At 74.1% G+C, this 15,818-nt stretch carries 15 protein-coding genes and 1 pseudogene; 9 read left to right on the forward strand and 7 right to left on the reverse strand.

Annotated elements, in window-relative coordinates:
* Positions 1-7 precede the first annotated feature (7 nt).
* Positions 8-643 carry an NAD-dependent epimerase/dehydratase family protein gene (locus OP18_RS14665; protein ID WP_033359443.1) on the forward strand — a complete coding sequence of 212 codons (636 nt, stop codon included), beginning with the start codon at positions 8-10 and terminating at the stop codon, positions 641-643.
* Positions 644-647: 4 nt separating this feature from the next.
* Here OP18_RS14665 and OP18_RS14670 read toward each other — a convergent pair whose 3' ends face one another.
* Positions 648-1,382 carry an RICIN domain-containing protein gene (locus OP18_RS14670; protein WP_033359444.1) on the reverse strand — a complete coding sequence of 245 codons (735 nt, stop codon included), beginning with the start codon at positions 1,380-1,382 and terminating at the stop codon, positions 648-650.
* A 175-nt stretch (positions 1,383-1,557) separates the two neighbouring features.
* On the opposite strand from OP18_RS14670, the gene ald reads away from it, so the two are divergent.
* Both ald and OP18_RS14680 read left to right on the forward strand, forming a co-directional pair.
* The gene (gene ald, locus OP18_RS14675; protein ID WP_033359445.1) at positions 1,558-2,673 is read left to right on the forward strand and encodes an alanine dehydrogenase; all 1,116 of its coding nucleotides are present in this window, start codon (positions 1,558-1,560) and stop codon (positions 2,671-2,673) included.
* Positions 2,674-2,762: 89 nt separating this feature from the next.
* Positions 2,763-3,734, forward strand: coding sequence for a site-specific tyrosine recombinase XerD (locus tag OP18_RS14680; protein ID WP_052386730.1), 972 nt, complete (start codon positions 2,763-2,765; stop codon positions 3,732-3,734).
* 5 nt (positions 3,735-3,739) lie between these two features.
* Here the strand turns inward: OP18_RS14680 and OP18_RS14685 are convergent, their stop codons facing one another.
* Positions 3,740-4,903 carry an NAD(P)/FAD-dependent oxidoreductase gene (locus tag OP18_RS14685; protein WP_033359446.1) on the reverse strand — a complete coding sequence of 388 codons (1,164 nt, stop codon included), beginning with the start codon at positions 4,901-4,903 and terminating at the stop codon, positions 3,740-3,742.
* Positions 4,904-4,963: 60 nt separating this feature from the next.
* Between OP18_RS14685 and OP18_RS14690 the strand changes: the two genes are divergently transcribed.
* Together OP18_RS14690 and OP18_RS57140 are read left to right on the forward strand one after the other, a co-directional pair.
* Positions 4,964-5,539: a TetR/AcrR family transcriptional regulator gene (locus tag OP18_RS14690; RefSeq protein WP_033359447.1), complete on the forward strand. Its 576-nt coding sequence runs from the start codon at positions 4,964-4,966 to the stop codon at positions 5,537-5,539.
* Between the two features lie 293 nt (positions 5,540-5,832).
* Entirely contained in the window at positions 5,833-6,069 is a 237-nt protein-coding gene (locus tag OP18_RS57140) for a hypothetical protein (RefSeq protein ID WP_033359448.1), read from the forward strand.
* A gap of 608 nt (positions 6,070-6,677) precedes the next feature.
* Here the strand turns inward: OP18_RS57140 and OP18_RS14705 are convergent.
* The 3 genes from OP18_RS14705 to OP18_RS14715 form a co-directional block, all read right to left on the reverse strand.
* On the reverse strand, positions 6,678-7,895 hold the full coding sequence (locus tag OP18_RS14705; RefSeq protein ID WP_033359450.1) for a hypothetical protein: 1,218 nt from the start codon (positions 7,893-7,895) through the stop codon (positions 6,678-6,680).
* Positions 7,825-8,505, reverse strand: a complete 681-nt coding sequence (locus tag OP18_RS14710) for a SigE family RNA polymerase sigma factor (RefSeq protein ID WP_063745511.1) — start codon at positions 8,503-8,505, stop codon at positions 7,825-7,827. The genes OP18_RS14705 and OP18_RS14710 overlap by 71 nt, the downstream gene beginning before the upstream one ends.
* A gap of 104 nt (positions 8,506-8,609) precedes the next feature.
* Positions 8,610-9,917, reverse strand: coding sequence for a serine/threonine-protein kinase (locus OP18_RS14715; protein ID WP_245635383.1), 1,308 nt, complete (start codon positions 9,915-9,917; stop codon positions 8,610-8,612).
* 169 nt (positions 9,918-10,086) lie between these two features.
* Between OP18_RS14715 and OP18_RS14720 the strand changes: the two genes are divergently transcribed.
* The 4 genes and pseudogenes from OP18_RS14720 to OP18_RS14735 all read left to right on the forward strand — a co-directional run bounded on the left by OP18_RS14720 (position 10,087) and on the right by OP18_RS14735 (position 14,046).
* Entirely contained in the window at positions 10,087-11,022 is a 936-nt protein-coding gene (locus tag OP18_RS14720) for a ParA family protein (protein WP_033359452.1), read from the forward strand.
* 34 nt (positions 11,023-11,056) lie between these two features.
* Positions 11,057-12,166, forward strand: coding sequence for a segregation and condensation protein A (locus tag OP18_RS14725; protein WP_245635384.1), 1,110 nt, complete (start codon positions 11,057-11,059; stop codon positions 12,164-12,166).
* A 361-nt stretch (positions 12,167-12,527) separates the two neighbouring features.
* Positions 12,528-13,232 (forward strand): annotated as a pseudogene (scpB, locus tag OP18_RS14730) (SMC-Scp complex subunit ScpB); the annotation flags it as partial.
* Positions 13,219-14,046: a pseudouridine synthase gene (locus tag OP18_RS14735; RefSeq protein WP_081970757.1), complete on the forward strand. Its 828-nt coding sequence runs from the start codon at positions 13,219-13,221 to the stop codon at positions 14,044-14,046. The pseudogene scpB and the gene OP18_RS14735, both read left to right, overlap by 14 nt.
* Positions 14,047-14,056: 10 nt before the next feature.
* Here OP18_RS14735 and OP18_RS14740 read toward each other — a convergent pair whose 3' ends face one another.
* The gene (locus OP18_RS14740; RefSeq protein WP_033359453.1) at positions 14,057-14,827 is read right to left on the reverse strand and encodes an ABC transporter permease; all 771 of its coding nucleotides are present in this window, start codon (positions 14,825-14,827) and stop codon (positions 14,057-14,059) included.
* A gap of 29 nt (positions 14,828-14,856) precedes the next feature.
* On the reverse strand, positions 14,857-15,795 hold the full coding sequence (locus tag OP18_RS14745; protein ID WP_033359454.1) for an ATP-binding cassette domain-containing protein: 939 nt from the start codon (positions 15,793-15,795) through the stop codon (positions 14,857-14,859).
* Positions 15,796-15,818: the final 23 nt, after the last annotated feature.

Here is a 15,818-nt window from a genome sequence, read left to right on the forward strand (position 1 = left end):
TGAAGGAATGAAGGTCATCGTCTTCGGCGCCACCGGCATGGTCGGCAAGGGTGTGCTGCGCGAGTGCCTGCTCGCCGGGGACGTCACTGAGGTCCTCGTCGTCGGGCGGTCCCCGACCGGGCAGCGGCACCCGAAGCTGCGCGAGGTCACGCACACCGACTTCACCGACTTCACCGGCGTCGGCCTCACCGGCTACGACGCCTGCTTCTTCTGCCTCGGCGTCAGCTCCGTCGGCATGTCGGCGGAGGTGTACCGGCACATCACGGTCGACTACACCCTCGCCGCCGCGCGGGCCGTGTCACCGGGCAGCACCTTCGTCTACGTGTCCGGGGCCGGCACCGGCACCACCCGCCGCGCCCGGTGGGCCCAGGTGAAGGGCGCCACCGAGGACGCGCTGCTCGGCATGGACCTGCGGGCCTACATGTTCCGGCCCGGGTTCATCCAACCCCGGCACGGCGCCGTGTCGAAGGTCCGGCTGTTCCGCGTGCTGTACACGCTGCTGCGCCCGGTGACCGGCCCGCTGGTGCGCTTCGCGCCCGGCATCGCCACCAGCACCGAGCAGATCGGCCGGGCGATGCTGCGGGTCGCCCGGGAGGGCGCGCCGAAACGGATCCTGGAGTCCCGCGACATCGCCGCGCTCTGAACCCCTACTTCGGCACCTGCCAGCGCTGGTTCGCGGAGTTGTCGCAGTCCCACTGGCGGGCCGCCGCGCCCGGGGCGGGGCTGCCGGAGTCGACGCCGATGCAGCGGCCGCTGTTGAGACTGACGAACCGGAACCCGTCGCCGTCGCGCTGCAGCCGCCACTGCTGGTTGGGCCCGCCGTGGCAGTCCCACTGCAGGACCTGGGCCCCGTTGTCCTTCGACGCGCCGTTGACGTCCAGGCAGCGGTTGTCCTTCGTGTTGACGAACGCGTACACGTCCTGGGTGCCGGCCACCGCCTGCGGCATCCACACCTGCGTCGGGTTGTTGTCGCACGGCATCTGGGTCGCGGCACCGCCGTTGCCCTCCGCGGCCTGCAGGCACAGCCCCGAGTGCGAGGCCCGCAGCAGCGTCGGCTTCGCCGGCAGCAGCCCCTGCGGCGGTGCCGTCGACGCCGCGGCGCTCGACGGCGGCGGCGCCGGGGCGCTGGACCCGGCCTGCGACGGGGGCGGCCCGGCCGGCGCCGCGGTCTGCTGCTCGGCGAGGCTCGGGCCGCCCTCGCCGTCGCCGCCGCCCTGGAAGGCGAAGATGAGACCGGCGATGACCGCGACCACCAGGAACGCGAACGCGCCGAACAGCAGCGGGTCCTGCGTGATGCGCGGCCACGCACCGCGCGGTGCGCCAGGCGGTGCGCCGGCCGGCGCACCGGGCGGCGTCGGGCGGGGCCCGCCGTAGACGGTCATGGCCGCACAGCATAGATCAGCCGTCCGGGCGGCCGTTGCCGGCCAGCAGGCGACACTGTGTCAATCCGCCGGCGGAGGAGTTCACACTGTGCAGCCTTCGCGGGCCGTTGCGGGGCCATAGACTGCCGCTGGTACACGCAGCGTCACGGTCGCCGCTGGAGAGGGGTCACGAAACGTGAAGGTCGCAGTTCCGCGCGAGGTCAAGAACCACGAGTACCGGGTCGCCATCACCCCGGCCGGAGTCCACGAGCTCGCCGCGAACGGGCACGAGGTCTTCGTCGAGGCCGGCGCCGGCGAGGGCTCCTCGATCACGGACCAGGAGTACCGCGAGGCCGGCGCGCAGATCCTGCCGACCGCCGACGACACCTGGGCCGCCGGCGACCTGGTGCTGAAGGTCAAGGAGCCGATCGCCGAGGAGTACGACCGGATGCGCCCCGGGCAGGTCCTCTTCACCTACCTGCACCTGGCCGCGTCGAAGGCGTGCACCGACGCGCTCGTCGAGCGCAAGGTCACCGGCATCGCCTACGAGACCGTCGAGCTCGCCGACCGGTCCCTGCCGCTGCTCGCCCCCATGTCGGAGGTCGCCGGGCGGCTCGCCCCGCAGGTCGGCGCGTACCACCTGATGCGGGCCGGCGGCGGGCGCGGCGTGCTGCTCGGCGGCGTCTCCGGCGTCTACGCCGCGAAGGTCGTCGTCATCGGCGCCGGCGTCTCCGGCCTCAACGCCGCCGCGATCGCGCTCGGCATGCAGGCCGAGGTGCTGCTGCTGGACAAGAACATCTCCCGGCTGCGCGGCGCCGACGCGATCTACCAGGGGCACCTGCAGACCGTCGCGTCCAACAGCTACGAGATCGAGCGGGCCGTGCTCGACGCCGACCTCGTCATCGGCGCGGTCCTCGTGCCCGGCGCGAAGGCCCCGAAGCTCATCACCAACGACCTGGTGAAGCGGATGAAGCCCGGCAGCGTCCTGGTCGACATCTCCATCGACCAGGGCGGCTGCTTCGAGGACTCCCGCCCCACCACGCACGCCGAGCCGACCTACAAGGTCCACGACTCGATCTTCTACTGCGTGGCGAACATGCCCGGCGCGGTGCCGCACACCAGCACGTACGCGCTGACCAACGTCACCCTGCCCTACGCGCTGGAGCTGGCGAACCGGGGCTGGCGCGACGCGCTGCGCCGCGACCCGGCCCTCGCGCTCGGGCTGAACACCCACGACGGCCACGTGACCTACGGGCCGGTCGCCGACGCGCACGGCATGAGCCACCTGCCGCTGGCGGACGTGCTGGCCTAGCGACGGTGCACCCCGACCCGGCGGACACCCCCGAAGGCACACCGGCAGCCGCCGGTGTGCCTTCGGGCGCTGCCACGGCGGCCGCCGGCATGCCTTCGGGCGCGGCCGCGTCGGTCGCCGCGTGCGCCGCGGTGCTGCGCAAGGCCGTCGACGTGTACCTGGACCACCTCACCGTCGAGCGGGCCCTCGCCGAGAACACCCTGGCGTCGTACCGGCGCGACCTCGACCGCTACGTCGAGTGGCTCGCCGCGGGCGGCTTCACCGACCTCGCCGACGTCGGCGCGCGTGACATCGCCGGGCACGTCGCGGCGCTGCGGGCCGGCGACGAGGAGCACCCGGCGCTGTCGGCGTCCTCGGCGGCGCGGGCCGCGAGCGCCGTGCGCGGCCTGCACCGGTTCCTGCTGCTGGAGGGGCTCGCCCCGACCGACCCGTCGCGGGACGTGAAACCGCCGTCGCTGCCGAAGCGGCTGCCGAAGGCCCTCGACGTCGACCAGGTGTCGCGGCTGCTCGCCACCGCCGCCGACGCCGGGCCGCTCGGGCTGCGCGACCAGGCGCTGCTGGAGTTCCTGTACGGCACCGGCGCCCGCATCTCCGAGGCCGTCGGCATCGCCGTGGACGACCTCGACCTCACCGGCACGCACGGCATGGTCCTGCTGCGCGGCAAGGGCGGCAGGACCCGCCTGGTGCCGATGGGCAGCTACGCGCGCACCGCGCTGGACGCCTACCTGGTCCGCGCCCGCCCGACCCTGGTCGCCAACGGCACCGGCGTGCCGACGGTGTTCCTCAACGCCCGCGGCGGCGCGCTGTCGCGGCAGAGCGCGTGGACGATCCTGCGCAAGGCCGCCACCCGGGCCGGGCTGCCCGTCGACGGGCCGCACGGCGTGTCACCGCACACGCTGCGGCACTCGTTCGCCACCCACCTGCTCGACGGCGGCGCCGACATCCGGGTCGTGCAGGAGCTGCTCGGGCACGCCTCGGTGACCACGACCCAGGTGTACACCCTGGTCACCGTGGACAAGCTGCGCGAGGTGTACGCGACGGCCCACCCGCGGGCGCGCTGACCCGCTCACCCGCCCGGGGGCTGCAGCAGGATCCGCGCCACGTTGCCCGGGCGGCGGAAGGTCCGCACCGGCACGGTGCCGGCGAACACGCCGAGGAACTGCTCGGTGCTCGCCCGCCGGCGGGCGGCCGCGCGCAGGAACAGCCGGGCCAGGCCCCGCGGCGGCCGCAGCCGGGCCAGCCCGATGGTCAGCTCGAACAGCGGCAGCCTCGCCTCGTCCCGGGCGCGCTGGTACGCCTCCCCGCCGCGCCCCTCCGCGATGGTGTCTGCGAGCAGCTCGGCGTCCGCCAGGGCGTTGCTGATGCCCTGCGCGGTCACCGGGTCCATGACGGTCGCCGCGTCACCGGCCAGGAACCAGCCGGGCCCGTACGCGCGGCGCACCACGTTGGGCAGGTCGATCGTGGTGCGCAGCCGCTCGGCCCGCCGCCCGGCGCGGACCCGGGCGCCGAGGTCGCCGCAGCCGTCGACGGCCGCCAGCAGGTGCCCCTCCACGTCGGTGCGCCAGGCGCCGAACTCCTCGACGGGGGCGGCCGCGTACACCATCGTGAGGCCGTCGTTGGTGGGGAACGCGGCGACGGCCCGGCCCGGCCGGTGGTACAGCTCGCCCTGGGGCAGCTCGACGCCCTCCCAGTACGCGTAGCTGGCCACGGTCCGCGCCGGCGCCGCACGCAGCACCGGCGCGGCGACCTCCTTCGCGACCAGGGAGTGCTTGCCGTCGGCGCCGACGACCACGGGGGCGTGGTGCTCGCCGCCGTCGCGGCCGCGGATGCCGTCGACCCGGCCCGTGCCGTCCCTGGTCAGGCCGGCGACGTGGAAGCCCTCGACGACCTCGGCGCCGGCCTGCCGGGCGGCGTCGACCAGCAGCGTGTCCAGGACGGTCCGGCGGGGGCTGCACAGGGTGCCGCCCTGCGGGAACCCGCCGGCCAGGACGGTGCCGCCGACGTCGAAGCGGACCCGCTCGGTGACCGGGGTGCCGGCGGCCAGCAGCCCGTCGAGGAGCCCCCAGCGGCGCAGGCGGTCGATCCCCGCCGGCTGCACCTGATGCGTCGACAGGGTGTCGCTGGGGAACCGGGCCCGGTCGACGAGGAGGACCTTCAGCCCGCGCCGGGCCAGCAGCACGGCGGTGGCGGCGCCGGCCGGCCGCGCGCCGACCACGATGACGTCGTACACCCGTCTATGCCAACACGCGTTGACTGGAGTGTCAACGGCCGTTGGCCTACGGTTGTGGGCATGACCGATTCGCAGCCGGCGCGGCGCTCCGACACCACCCGCGCCGGGATCCTGCGGGCCGCCCGGGCCAGGTTCGCCGCCGACGGCTACCAGCGAGCCACGATCCGCGCCATCGCCGCCGACGCCGGCATCGACCCCTCCATGGTGATGCGGTACTACGGCAACAAGGCCCAGCTGTTCGCCGCCGCCGTCAACGCCGACCTGCGGCTGCCGGACGTCGACGGCATCCCCCGCGACCAGCTCGGCGAGACCCTCGTCGCACACTTCATCCGGCGCTGGGAGGGCGACCCGACCGACGACGCGCTGCTGACCCTGCTGCGCTCCGCCGCCACCGACGAGGACGCCGCCCAGCGGCTGCGCGGCGTGTTCCGCGAGCAGGTCGCCCCGGTCGCCGTGCGGGTCAGCGCCGACCCCGCCGAGGCGGCGCTGCGGGCCGGCCTGGTCGCCACCCAGATGCTCGGCCTCGCCCTGTGCCGCCACATCCTGCGGCTGCCCCCGGTCGCCGGCGCCACCCCCGAGACCCTCGTCGTCCAGGTGGGGGCGACGGTGCAGCGGTACCTCACCGGGCCCTTGTGAGGCGTGCTACCGTAGGCGCATGCGTTCCTGAGCCCATTGACGCCGCGCGTGCCGCCGCACCCCTGATCCGGGGTCTGCCAGCGGCCCCCGTTGTGGGTTCTCGCTGACTCCCGCTTCGCACCGTGCGGCCGACGCCTGTCCATGTCCCGTTCCCGCGGGGCCCCCGTCCGCACCTCATCCGCGGAAAAAGCTCCGGTCGCGCGAGCCGCCGGGCGCCGAGCAGTCGGCGCGCCGGCCGGCCGCGCACCGTTCCCATCGCACCGATCGCGCACGTCATCCGCGAAGGAGACGCCATGCCTGCCGCTGCCGCAGACAACCACCCCGACAACGCCGAGGCCACCCGGACCGCCGCGGCCGAGGACGCCGGACCCGACACCGAGGCGCCACCGCGGAACCCCCTCGAGGCGATCCGCCGCGCCCAGGCCAACCGTTCCCTGCCCCCGGGCGTCCAGCAGCACGGCGGCGGCAAGTCCTCCGCCGGCAAGGGCGCCAAGGCCAAGTCGCCCCGCATGTACAACCGGCACAAGTGACCCACGCCCGCGGGGCGCCCGCCACCCGGCAGGCGCCCCGCGGCTTTTGTCCGCTGCCGGCGACGCCGTGCAGTGCCCCGTGCCGCCGCCCGCTGGTTCGTCCGCGCCGGCTGGTTCGCCCGCGCCGGCTGGTTCGCCCGCGCCGGCTGGTTCGCCCGCGCCGGCTGGTTCGCCCGCGCCGCTGGTTCGTCCGCGCCGCTGGTTCGTCCGCGCCGCTGGTTCGTCCGCGCCGTTGGTTCGCCCGCGCCGCTGGTTCGCCCGCGCCGTTGATTCGCCCGCGCCTGCTGGTTCGTCCGCGTTGGCTGGTTCGTCCGTGCCGTCGGTTCGCCGTCGTCCTCGCCGGAATGTTCCCGCCGCCCGCGAGGCACTCGCCGCGGTGCTCCCCCCTCGAATCGCCCGCTGAGCCGGTCGGGCGCGCCCGCCCGCTCAACCCGCTGAGCCGCTGAGCCCGCTCGGCAGCAGGGCAACGCGGTCGCCGCAGTTGCCGTCCGCTGCGGTGCGCCGGACCGTCAGTGCGCCGGGCGCCCCAGGTGAGCCTCCGGACGCCGGACCCCCGGTGTGCCGGACCCCTGTGCCGGACCCCTGTGCCGGGCCCCCTCCCGTCCGACTCAGGTCGTGAAGCTGTCCTTCGCCGCGGGCCAGGTCGACGGGTCCTCGGGGTCCTCCGTCGTCATCGACTTGAGCAGCTGGAGCAGCTCCGACGGGCTCATCGCGCGGTCGCCGAAGCTCTCCACCTGCAGGAAGTACTGGCGGTCGGGCAGCAGCACGGCGCACGCGGTGGTGCCCGGGCGGCAGGACGCCTTGGCGATGACCGCGCTCGTCTCCGGGTCGGAGACGCCGAGGCTGAGCACGATCGACGGGTGGGCGTCGAGGTCGGCCGGGCCGGTGAACGGCGGGCCCGGGGGCTTCTGGGCGAGCCGCACCACCGACAGGTTCGTCCGGTCGTAGGACGACGTGCGGGTGCTGACGGCGATCAGCCGGTACCCCTTCGGGATGTCCCTCATGCGCAGCGCGGCCGGGAAGGCGCGGGGCTCGGCGGGGGGCATGTCCTCGGCGAGGGCGACGAGCTCGGCGCGGGTCGGGGCGGTCTGCGGCGTCGACCAGTAGATGACCGCCCACGCGTCGGGCAAGTACTGCCACGCCAGGGTCGGCACGGTCGCCGGCAGGCAGCAGCCGTCCTTGCCGCCGAGGGGCGTGGCCGGGGAGGTCGGGTCGCCGGCGAGGCGCAGCATGGCGGTCCGGCCGTCGACCTGGAGTTTCTCGGCCTTGATGAACTCGCGGGTGTCGAAGGCGCCGGCGTTGTACACGACGAGGCGGCCCTCGCGCGGCACCATGTCGCCGCGGGCACCCGGCAGGGTGCTGCGGGCGGCGCTCGGGGCGGCGTCGACCGTCTGCCGCGGGGAGGCGGACACCGACGGCGCGGCCTGGGCGAGGTCGATGTCGGCCTGCTGGTAGCCGGTGGTGACCAGGTCGGGGTCGCTGACGACGTACCGGCCGGAGGTGTACCCGGAGAAGTTCGTCTCGAAGGCACCGGCCGGGACGAAGCCGCCGCTGCGCACCGGGGACGGGGTCGCGCCGGCGACGCCGCCGGGGTTGCCGTTCGGGCCGACGCTCGGCGTGCCGGCCGGCGGGGCGAGCAGCACGACCGCGGCGGTCGCGCCGGCGACGACCGCGGCGACCCCGCCCGCGACGGACGAGATCAGCGTGCGGCGGCGGCGACGGCGGGCGAGCCGGCGGCCGGCGGAGGTGATGTCGTCAATGCTGAGTCGCGGTGGCGGCGCGTCGTCCCTGGCCGCCGCCAGCAGACTGTGCAGGTCGTGCTCCATGCCCTTCCCTCCTGTCCGCCATCTCGTGGGCACCGGTCTGTGGCCGTGCGTGCCGGCCCGGCCCGGCACCGAGCCCCGGGAGGCCGGATCCGAGGCCTGGGACGCCCGGGTCGTCGTCGTCGCGCGGCTCCGCGCCGAGCAGCGCGCGGAGGGCGGTGAGCCCGCGGGCGGTCTGGCTCTTGACGGTGCCCGGCTGCCGGCCGAGCACCTCGGCGGTCTCCTCAACGCTCAGCCCCTCGTAGTACCGCAGGACCAGCACGGCGCGCTGGCCGGGGGCCATCCGGGCGAGTGCGGCACGGATCCGGATCCGCTCGTCCACCTGGTCGGCGTGGTCGGGGCCGGGCAGCTCGGGCAGGCTGTAGCCCGCCGACCGCTCCCTGCGCCGCCACGGCCGGCGGCTCTCGTCGACCAGCGCGTGCACGACCGCCCGCCGCACGTAGGCCAGGGGCGTGTCGACGCGGTGCCAGTGCACGTAGAGCTTCGCCAGGGACGAGGCCACGGCGTCCTCGGCCGTGTGCCAGTCCCCGCACGTCAGGTAGGCGAGCGAGCGCAGACCGTCGAACCGTGCGGCGACGAACTCCCGGAACTGCGCCTCGTCGTCTTCGTTCACCCGCTCGGGCTCCCTTCGTCGCGGGGTAGACGGAGCCCCGGCACGAAAGGGTTGCACGAGGGTGAGACAAATCCTCACCCCCGTCGCGAGATGTGCCCGACCGGCTACGCGGGCGGGACCGAGGCGTCGACAGGCGGGGTCGTGCCGCCGCCGCCACCACCGGTGGTGGGCGCGGGCGGCGGGGTCGTCACGACCGGCGGCGGCTCGCTCGACGCGGGCGGCGGCGCGGCCGTGGTCGCCGCGGTGCTCGGCGACGCGGACGCCGGCGCGCTCGTCGAGGGCGCCGCCGACGTACGGGTGGCGCCCCCGCCGCCCGGTGCCGGGCCGGACGTGACGACGGTGGCGGTCGGCGAGACGCCCGGCCCGCCGGCGGGCGGCTCCTTGCGGTCGTTGTCGCCGGTCAGCGCGAGGATCGCGAGCACCACGCCACCGGCCACCGCGAGCAGGGCGGCCCCGACCGCGACCGGGATCCAGGCCGGCCGGTCCCGCCGGGGGCCGGTGCCGTCCGGGGGCACGACGACCGCCGGCCTCGGTGCCGTGACGGTCGCGGTGCGTCGCGGCGCGAGCGCCGGTGCCACCGCCGCGTCCTGCAACGTCGGGTCCTGGGCGGCCCGCGCGGCGGCGGCGAGCGCGGCGGCCGTCGGGAAGCGGTCCTGCGGATCCTTGGCCATGGCCCGCTCGACCAGCGCCCGGACGCTGCCGGGCAGCTCGGCCGGCAGCGGCGGCGGCTCGTCCTGCAGGTGCTTGATCGCGATCTCCAGCGGCGAGCTGCCGGTGAACGGCGGGGCGCCCGTCAGGCAGTGGTACGCGACCGCGCCGAGGGCGTAGATGTCGGTCGCCGGCGAGATCGGCTTGCCGGACGCCTGCTCGGGCGACATGTACAGGGCGGTGCCGATCACAGCGTTGACCTTGGTGACGGACGTCACGTTGGACGAGCGGGCCACACCGAAATCGACGAGGGTCACCGCGCCGTTGTCGCTGACCAGCAGATTGTTGGGCTTCACGTCGCGGTGGATGATCCCGTTGCGGTGCGCGGCGTGCAGCGCGTCGGCGGCCTGGGCCACGATCGCCATCGTGTCGGCCACCGGCAGCGCACCCTCACGGGTGATCCGCTCGCCGAGGGGCCGGCCCTCGACGTACGCCATGACCAGGAACATCGTGCCCTCGGGGCTCTCGCCGTAGTCATAGACGCCGACCACGCCCGGGTGCCCGATGGACGCCATGATCCGCGCCTCGGCCCGGAACCGGCTGCCGAACTCGGCGTCGCTGGTCAGGCCCGGCAGCAGCACCTTCACCGCGACCGTGCGGTTGAGCGTCTTGTCGGTGGCGCGGAAGACCTGCCCCATGCCGCCGCTGGCGACGAACTCATCGAGGCGGTACCTGTCGCCGAGCACGTCCCCTGGTCCCAACACGACGATGACCGTACCCAACGAAGGCATCCGCGACACGCCGGGCGCACAGAGTGGGGTATGTACCCTGCAGTGACGTACAGTCGGGCAACGGCCGTCCCGCTTCCCCAGATCGCCGACGACGAATCGGCCCCGGGTGGAGATGAGCCGCCGGGAGGGGCGAAGAGTTTCGATGACAGGCATGGGCGACCAGGCGGAGTCGTGGACGACCACGATGCGCGCCGAGCAGGCATCGCTTGACCTCGGCGCGGAGCTCGGGCCGGCGGATCCGACGGCCTACACGATGCGCAAGCCGATCCCCGAGCCGATGCCGATGGACCGGCACGGCCCGGCGCGGATCATCGCGATGGCCAACCAGAAGGGCGGCGTGGGCAAGACCACGTCGACCATCAACCTGGGCGCGGCCCTCGCCGAGTACGGGCGGCGGGTCCTGCTCGTCGACTTCGACCCGCAGGGTGCCCTGTCGGTCGGCCTCGGCGTCAACCCGCACAACCTCGACCTGACGATCTACAACATCCTGATGGACTCCGACGTGACCGTCGAGGACATCCGGATCAAGACCGACATCGCGGGCCTGCACCTGCTGCCGGCCAACATCGACCTGTCGGCCGCGGAGATCCAGCTGGTCACCGAGGTCGCCCGGGAGATGGCCCTGGCCCGGGTGCTGCGCCCGGTGCTGAAGGAGTACGACTACATCCTGATCGACTGCCAGCCCTCGCTGGGCCTGCTGGCGATCAACGCGCTCACCGTCGCGCACGGCGTCATGATCCCCCTCGAATGCGAGTTCTTCTCGCTGCGCGGTGTCGCGCTGCTGCTCGACACGATCGACAAGGTCCGCGAGCGGCTCAACTTCGACCTCGAGCTCGAGGGCATCCTCGCCACCATGTACGACAGCCGCACCACGCACTGCCGCCAGGTGCTGCAGCGGGTCGTCGAGGCGTTCGGCGACAAGGTGTACCAGACCGTGATCACCAAGACCGTGAAGTTCCCCGAGTCCACGGTCGCCGGCGCGCCGATCACCACCCTCGACCCGTCGTCGTCCGGCGCCCGCAACTACCGGCAGCTGGCCCGCGAGGTCATCGCCCAGCAGGCCGAGCGGCGCCTGTAGCGGCGATCCGGTCCCGCTGCGCTACGGTCTTCCGGTGACCGACCCCGCCACCGTGGACGCCGCGTCGGCGCCCGCCACCGCGGATGCCGGGCCGGCGCCTGCCGCCGAACCCGCCGCGCCGTCGCCCGACGCCGCACCGGCCCTTGCTGCCGCGCCGTCCCCCGGCGCGTCGCCGGCGCCCGGGGACGCGCTCGCGGCGGCCGCCGGCACGGACCCGGCGCCGTCGGGCTTCCAGGTGCGGCTGGCCAACTTCACCGGCCCGTTCGACCTGCTGCTGCAGCTGATCGGCAAGCACAAGCTCGACGTCACCGAGGTCGCGCTGCACACGGTCACCGACGACTTCATCGCGTACATCCGCGCCATGGGCGACGACTGGGACCTCGACGAGGCCTCGGAGTTCCTGGTCGTCGCCGCCACCCTGCTCGACCTGAAAGCGGCCCGGCTGCTGCCGTCGGCCACCGTGGAGAACGAGGAGGACCTCGCCCTGCTCGAGGCCCGCGACCTGCTGTTCGCGCGGCTGCTGCAGTACAAGGCGTTCAAGGAGGCCGCCGCGCACATCGCCGGCCTCGAAGCGGTCGGCTCGCGCCGCTACCCCCGCTCCGTGTCCCTCGAGCCGCAGTACGCCGAGGCCCTGCCCGACCTGGTCCTCGGCGTCGGCCCGGCCCGCCTGCTGAAGCTGGCGCTGAAGGCGTTCACCCCGAAGGCCGGCCCGCCCGTCGTGTCGATCGCCCACATCCACATGGTCCGCGTCAGCGTCCGCGAACACGCCAACATCGTCCGTGACCGGCTCATCGAGCAGCGCGAGGCGACGTTCAGCGCGCTGTGCATCGACTGCGGGTCGACCCTGGAGGTTGTCGCCCGGTTCCTGGCCCTGCTGGAGTTGTACCGGGAGGACCTGGTCTCCTTCGAGCAGGTCCAGGCGCTCGGCGAGCTGCTCGTGCGGTGGACCGGGCCGGACGACGCGGCGGCCGCCACGATCGAGGTCGAGGAGTACGAGGGCACGCCCGCACCGCCCCCGGACCCCGCGGCGGCCCCGGCCCCGGCGGCCCCACCGGACGCCGAGGACCGGGACGGGGACGGGCCGGCCGGCGGCGGGTCACACGTGCGTGAGCAGGACGGTCAGGACAGCGAGGTGGACCAGTGAGCCAGGACGACCAGTCGAGGTCGCTCGCCGACCAGGCGGCGAACTGGGTCCCGCCCTGGGCGCGCCCCCAGCCGCCGGCCGAACCCACCCCGGAACCCGAACCCGAACCAGCCGCGGAGCCTGCGCCGGTCGCGGAGCCTGCGCCGGTCGCGGAGCCTGAGCCGGTTGCGGAGCCTGAGCCGGTTGCGGAGCCTGAGCCGGTTGCGGAGCCTGAGCCGGTTGCGGAGCCTGAGCCGGTTGCGGGCCGGTCGCTGAGGCCGAGCCGGTCGCCGAGCCCGAGCCCGAGCCCGAGCCTGAGCCGGTTGCCGAGGCCGAGCCGGTCGCCGAGCCCGAGTCGGCCACCGAGACGGACCTTGAGACCGAGCCGGTCGCGGAGCCGGTCGCGGAGCCGGTCGCGGAGCCGGTCGCGGAGCCGGTCGCGGAGCCGGTCGCGGAGCCGGTCGCGGAGCTCGACGTGCCCGCGCAGGCGGAGCCGCCCGCCGCGCAGACCGCGCCCGCCGAGGCCCCGGCCCCGGTCATGTCCGACGCCGAGCTGCGCGGCGCCGTCGAGGCGATCCTGCTCATCGTCGACGAGCCGGCCACCGAGGTCAGCCTCGCGCAGGTGCTCGACCAGCCCGTCGACCGCATCCGCGCGGTGCTGGAGGACATCTCCCGGCACTACACGCAGCTCGGCCTCGGCTTCGACCTGCGCCGGGTCGCGGGCGGGTGGCGGCTGTACACCCGGGCGGAGTACGCCCCGTACGTGGAGAAGTTCGTCCTCGACGGCCAGCAGATCCGCCTCACCCAGGCAGCCCTGGAGACACTCGCCGTGGTCGCGTACAAGCAGCCGGTGACCAGATCGCGCATCTCGGCCATCCGCGGTGTGAACTGCGACGGCGTGGTCCGTACGCTGGTGACGCGGGGTCTGATCGAGGAGACCGGCAGTGAGCCCGAAAGCGGGGCGTTCCTGTACCGGACGACGTCGCTGTTCCTGGAGAAACTCGGCCTGGACAGCGTCGACCAGCTGCCGCCGCTCGCCCCGTTCCTTCCCGACGACATTGATGAGATCGCCGATGCCCAGCGTTGACCCGTCCACCCATCCCGACGACCGGTTCGAGGACCCGCCGCTGACCTTCGAGGGTTCCGCGTTCGACGCGCCGCCGGACGCGGTCGCGCCCCGGCACGAGGAGCGGCTGCAGAAGATCCTGGCCGCGGCCGGGCTCGGGTCGCGGCGCACCTGCGAGCGGATGATCGACGAGGGCCGCGTCACCGTCAACGGCAAGGAGGCCACCCTCGGCGACAAGGCCGACGCGACCCGTGACGTCATCCACGTCGACGGGTCGCGGCTGGTCACCGACACGCGGCTGGTGTACCTCGCGCTGAACAAGCCGCGCGGCGTGGTGTCCACGATGGACGACGAGAAGGGCCGCGAGGCGCTCGCCGACTACGTGCCCAACCTCACCACCCGGGTCTTCCACGTCGGCCGGCTCGACCTCGACAGCGAGGGCCTGCTGCTGCTCATGAACGACGGCGGGCTCGCGCACAAGCTCATGCATCCCTCGTACGAGGTGGCGAAGACCTACCAGGTGGAGATCGCCGGGCCGGTGCCGCGGGCGATGGGCCGCGAGCTGAAGGCCGGCGTGCAGCTCGACGACGGGCCGGCGAAGGTCGACTCGTTCCGGGTCGTCGACGCGTACGGCAAGGTCGCGCTCGTCGAGGTGGTCCTGCACGAGGGGCGCAACCACATCGTGCGGCGGATGTTCGACGCGGTCGGGTTCCCGGTGCAGCGGCTGATCCGCACGCAGATCGGCCCGATCCGGCTCGGCGATCTCCGCCCGGGCAGGACCCGGCACCTGTCCCAGGCGGAGATCGGCGCGTTGTTCAAGGCCGTGGGGGAGTAGCCCCCGGACCTCAGGTGGAGCGGCGCATCGCCCGGATGCCGACGGCCAGCCCGACGACCGCCGTCGCGGCCGCGGCGATCGCGCCCCACAGCACGGCGCGGTCGCCGACCGTACCGGCGAAGAGCAGACGCTCCGCGGTCACCATGTGGGCGAGGGGGTTGCAGTGCGACAGCGCCCGCATCCAGCCCGGCCCGGTCTCCAGGGGCAGCAGCATCCCGGACAGGATCATGAGCGGGAACAGCAGCGTCTGGTGCACGACCCAGAACATCCAGTCGTTGCGGCGTACGGCCACCGCGAGCGCGTAGCTGAGCGAGCCGAGCCCGACGCCGAAGACGGTGAGCAGGGCCAGGCCGAGCAGCGCGCCGGTGGGGTGCAGGTCGAAGCCGAAGGGCAGCATCACCAGCACGATGACGAGCGCCTGCCCGGCGAGCGGCACCATCTCCTTCAGGGCGCGGCCGACGAGCAGCGCGTGCCGGGCGAGCGGGGTCACGAGCATCCGCTCGTGGGCGCCGGTGACGAACTCGCCGAGCAGGTTCGCCCCGACCGTCGACGTGCCGAACAGCGTGGTCATGACGAGGATCGCGGGGACGAACCACTGCCACACGTCGTCGCCGAGGCCGCCCTGCTGCCCGCGCAGCGAGCCGACGAGCAGCGGCCCGAACAGGGCCAGGAACACCAGCGGCTGGATCATCCCGAAGATCAGCGAGAACGGCGAGCGCAGCAGCGGCCGCAGCTCGCGGGCCGCGACGATGCCGACGTCACGAAGTGCCAAGGTGCTCATGACGTCACCTCCGCTGCGCTGCGGGCCACTCATGAGTGCTCCCGGAGGTTGCGGCCGGTCAGGGACAGGAAGACGTCGTCGAGGGTGGGGCGCTGGATCTCGGCGGTACGCACACCGCCCGGCACTGCGGCGATCAGCTCCGGCAGCGCCGCGGGTCCGTCGTTGACCCGCAGGCTCAGGACCCCGGACGTCTCGGTGAGGTCCCGGGCGCCGGGCAGCTGCGCGGCGGCCTTCGCCAGCAGCGTCAGGTCGTCGCCGGTCAGGATCAGCTTGTCGCCGGCGAGCTTCGCCTTCAGCGCGGCGGCGGTGTCGTCGGCGATCACCTCGCCGTGGTCGACGACCACGACCCGCTCGGCCATGGTGTCGGCCTCGTCGAGGTAGTGGGTGGTGAGCACGATCGTCATCCGGTGCTCCTCGCGCATGCGCAGGATGTGCTGCCACAGGTTCGCCCGGTTCTGCGGGTCGAGACCGGTGGACGGCTCGTCCAGGAAGAGCAGCCGCGGCGCGTGCACCAGGCCGATCGCCACGTCGAGCCGGCGCCGCTGGCCGCCGGACAGGTCGGAGACCTTCCGGTCGCGCAGCTCGGCGAGGTCGAGCGCCTCGAGCAGCTCGTCGGTGCGCCGGGTGGCGGCGGCCCGGTCCAGGCCGTAGATGCGGCCCTGGGTGCGCAGCTCGTCGTGGACGCGGTGGATGTGCCCGGCGCCGTTGCCCTGCCCGACGTACCCGATCTGCCGGCGAACCCGCGCGGCCTCGGTCGCCACGTCGTGCCCGGCGACGGTGGCGGTGCCGCTGGTCGGGGCGATCAGCGTGGTGAGCATCCGCAGCGTGGTGGTCTTGCCGGCGCCGTTGGGGCCGAGGACCGCGACGAGCTCACCGGGACCGATGTCCAAGCTGATGCCGCGCACCGCGTGCACCGTGGTGCGCCGGTTGACGACGAAGTCCTTCGTCAGTGCCCTGGTGTGAATCATGCCGGTGACGTTGCCAGCAGATG

This window comes from Dactylosporangium aurantiacum (assembly GCF_000716715.1).
Lineage (GTDB): Bacteria > Actinomycetota > Actinomycetes > Mycobacteriales > Micromonosporaceae > Dactylosporangium > Dactylosporangium aurantiacum.

Excerpts from the sequence above, each read along its gene's own strand:
- OP18_RS14745 (WP_033359454.1), bottom strand. The coding sequence starts at position 15,795 with ATGATTCACACCAGGGCACTGACGAAGGACTTCGTCGTCAACCGGCGC.
- OP18_RS14665 (WP_033359443.1), top strand. The coding sequence starts at position 8 with ATGAAGGTCATCGTCTTCGGCGCCACCGGCATGGTCGGCAAGGGTGTG.
- OP18_RS14735 (WP_081970757.1), top strand. The coding sequence starts at position 13,219 with ATGCCCAGCGTTGACCCGTCCACCCATCCCGACGACCGGTTCGAGGAC.
- OP18_RS14720 (WP_033359452.1), top strand. The coding sequence starts at position 10,087 with ATGACAGGCATGGGCGACCAGGCGGAGTCGTGGACGACCACGATGCGC.
- OP18_RS57140 (WP_033359448.1), top strand. The coding sequence starts at position 5,833 with ATGCCTGCCGCTGCCGCAGACAACCACCCCGACAACGCCGAGGCCACC.
- OP18_RS14705 (WP_033359450.1), bottom strand. The coding sequence starts at position 7,895 with ATGGAGCACGACCTGCACAGTCTGCTGGCGGCGGCCAGGGACGACGCG.
- OP18_RS14690 (WP_033359447.1), top strand. The coding sequence starts at position 4,964 with ATGACCGATTCGCAGCCGGCGCGGCGCTCCGACACCACCCGCGCCGGG.
- OP18_RS14670 (WP_033359444.1), bottom strand. The coding sequence starts at position 1,382 with ATGACCGTCTACGGCGGGCCCCGCCCGACGCCGCCCGGTGCGCCGGCC.
- OP18_RS14740 (WP_033359453.1), bottom strand. The coding sequence starts at position 14,827 with ATGAGCACCTTGGCACTTCGTGACGTCGGCATCGTCGCGGCCCGCGAG.
- OP18_RS14680 (WP_052386730.1), top strand. The coding sequence starts at position 2,763 with ATGCCTTCGGGCGCGGCCGCGTCGGTCGCCGCGTGCGCCGCGGTGCTG.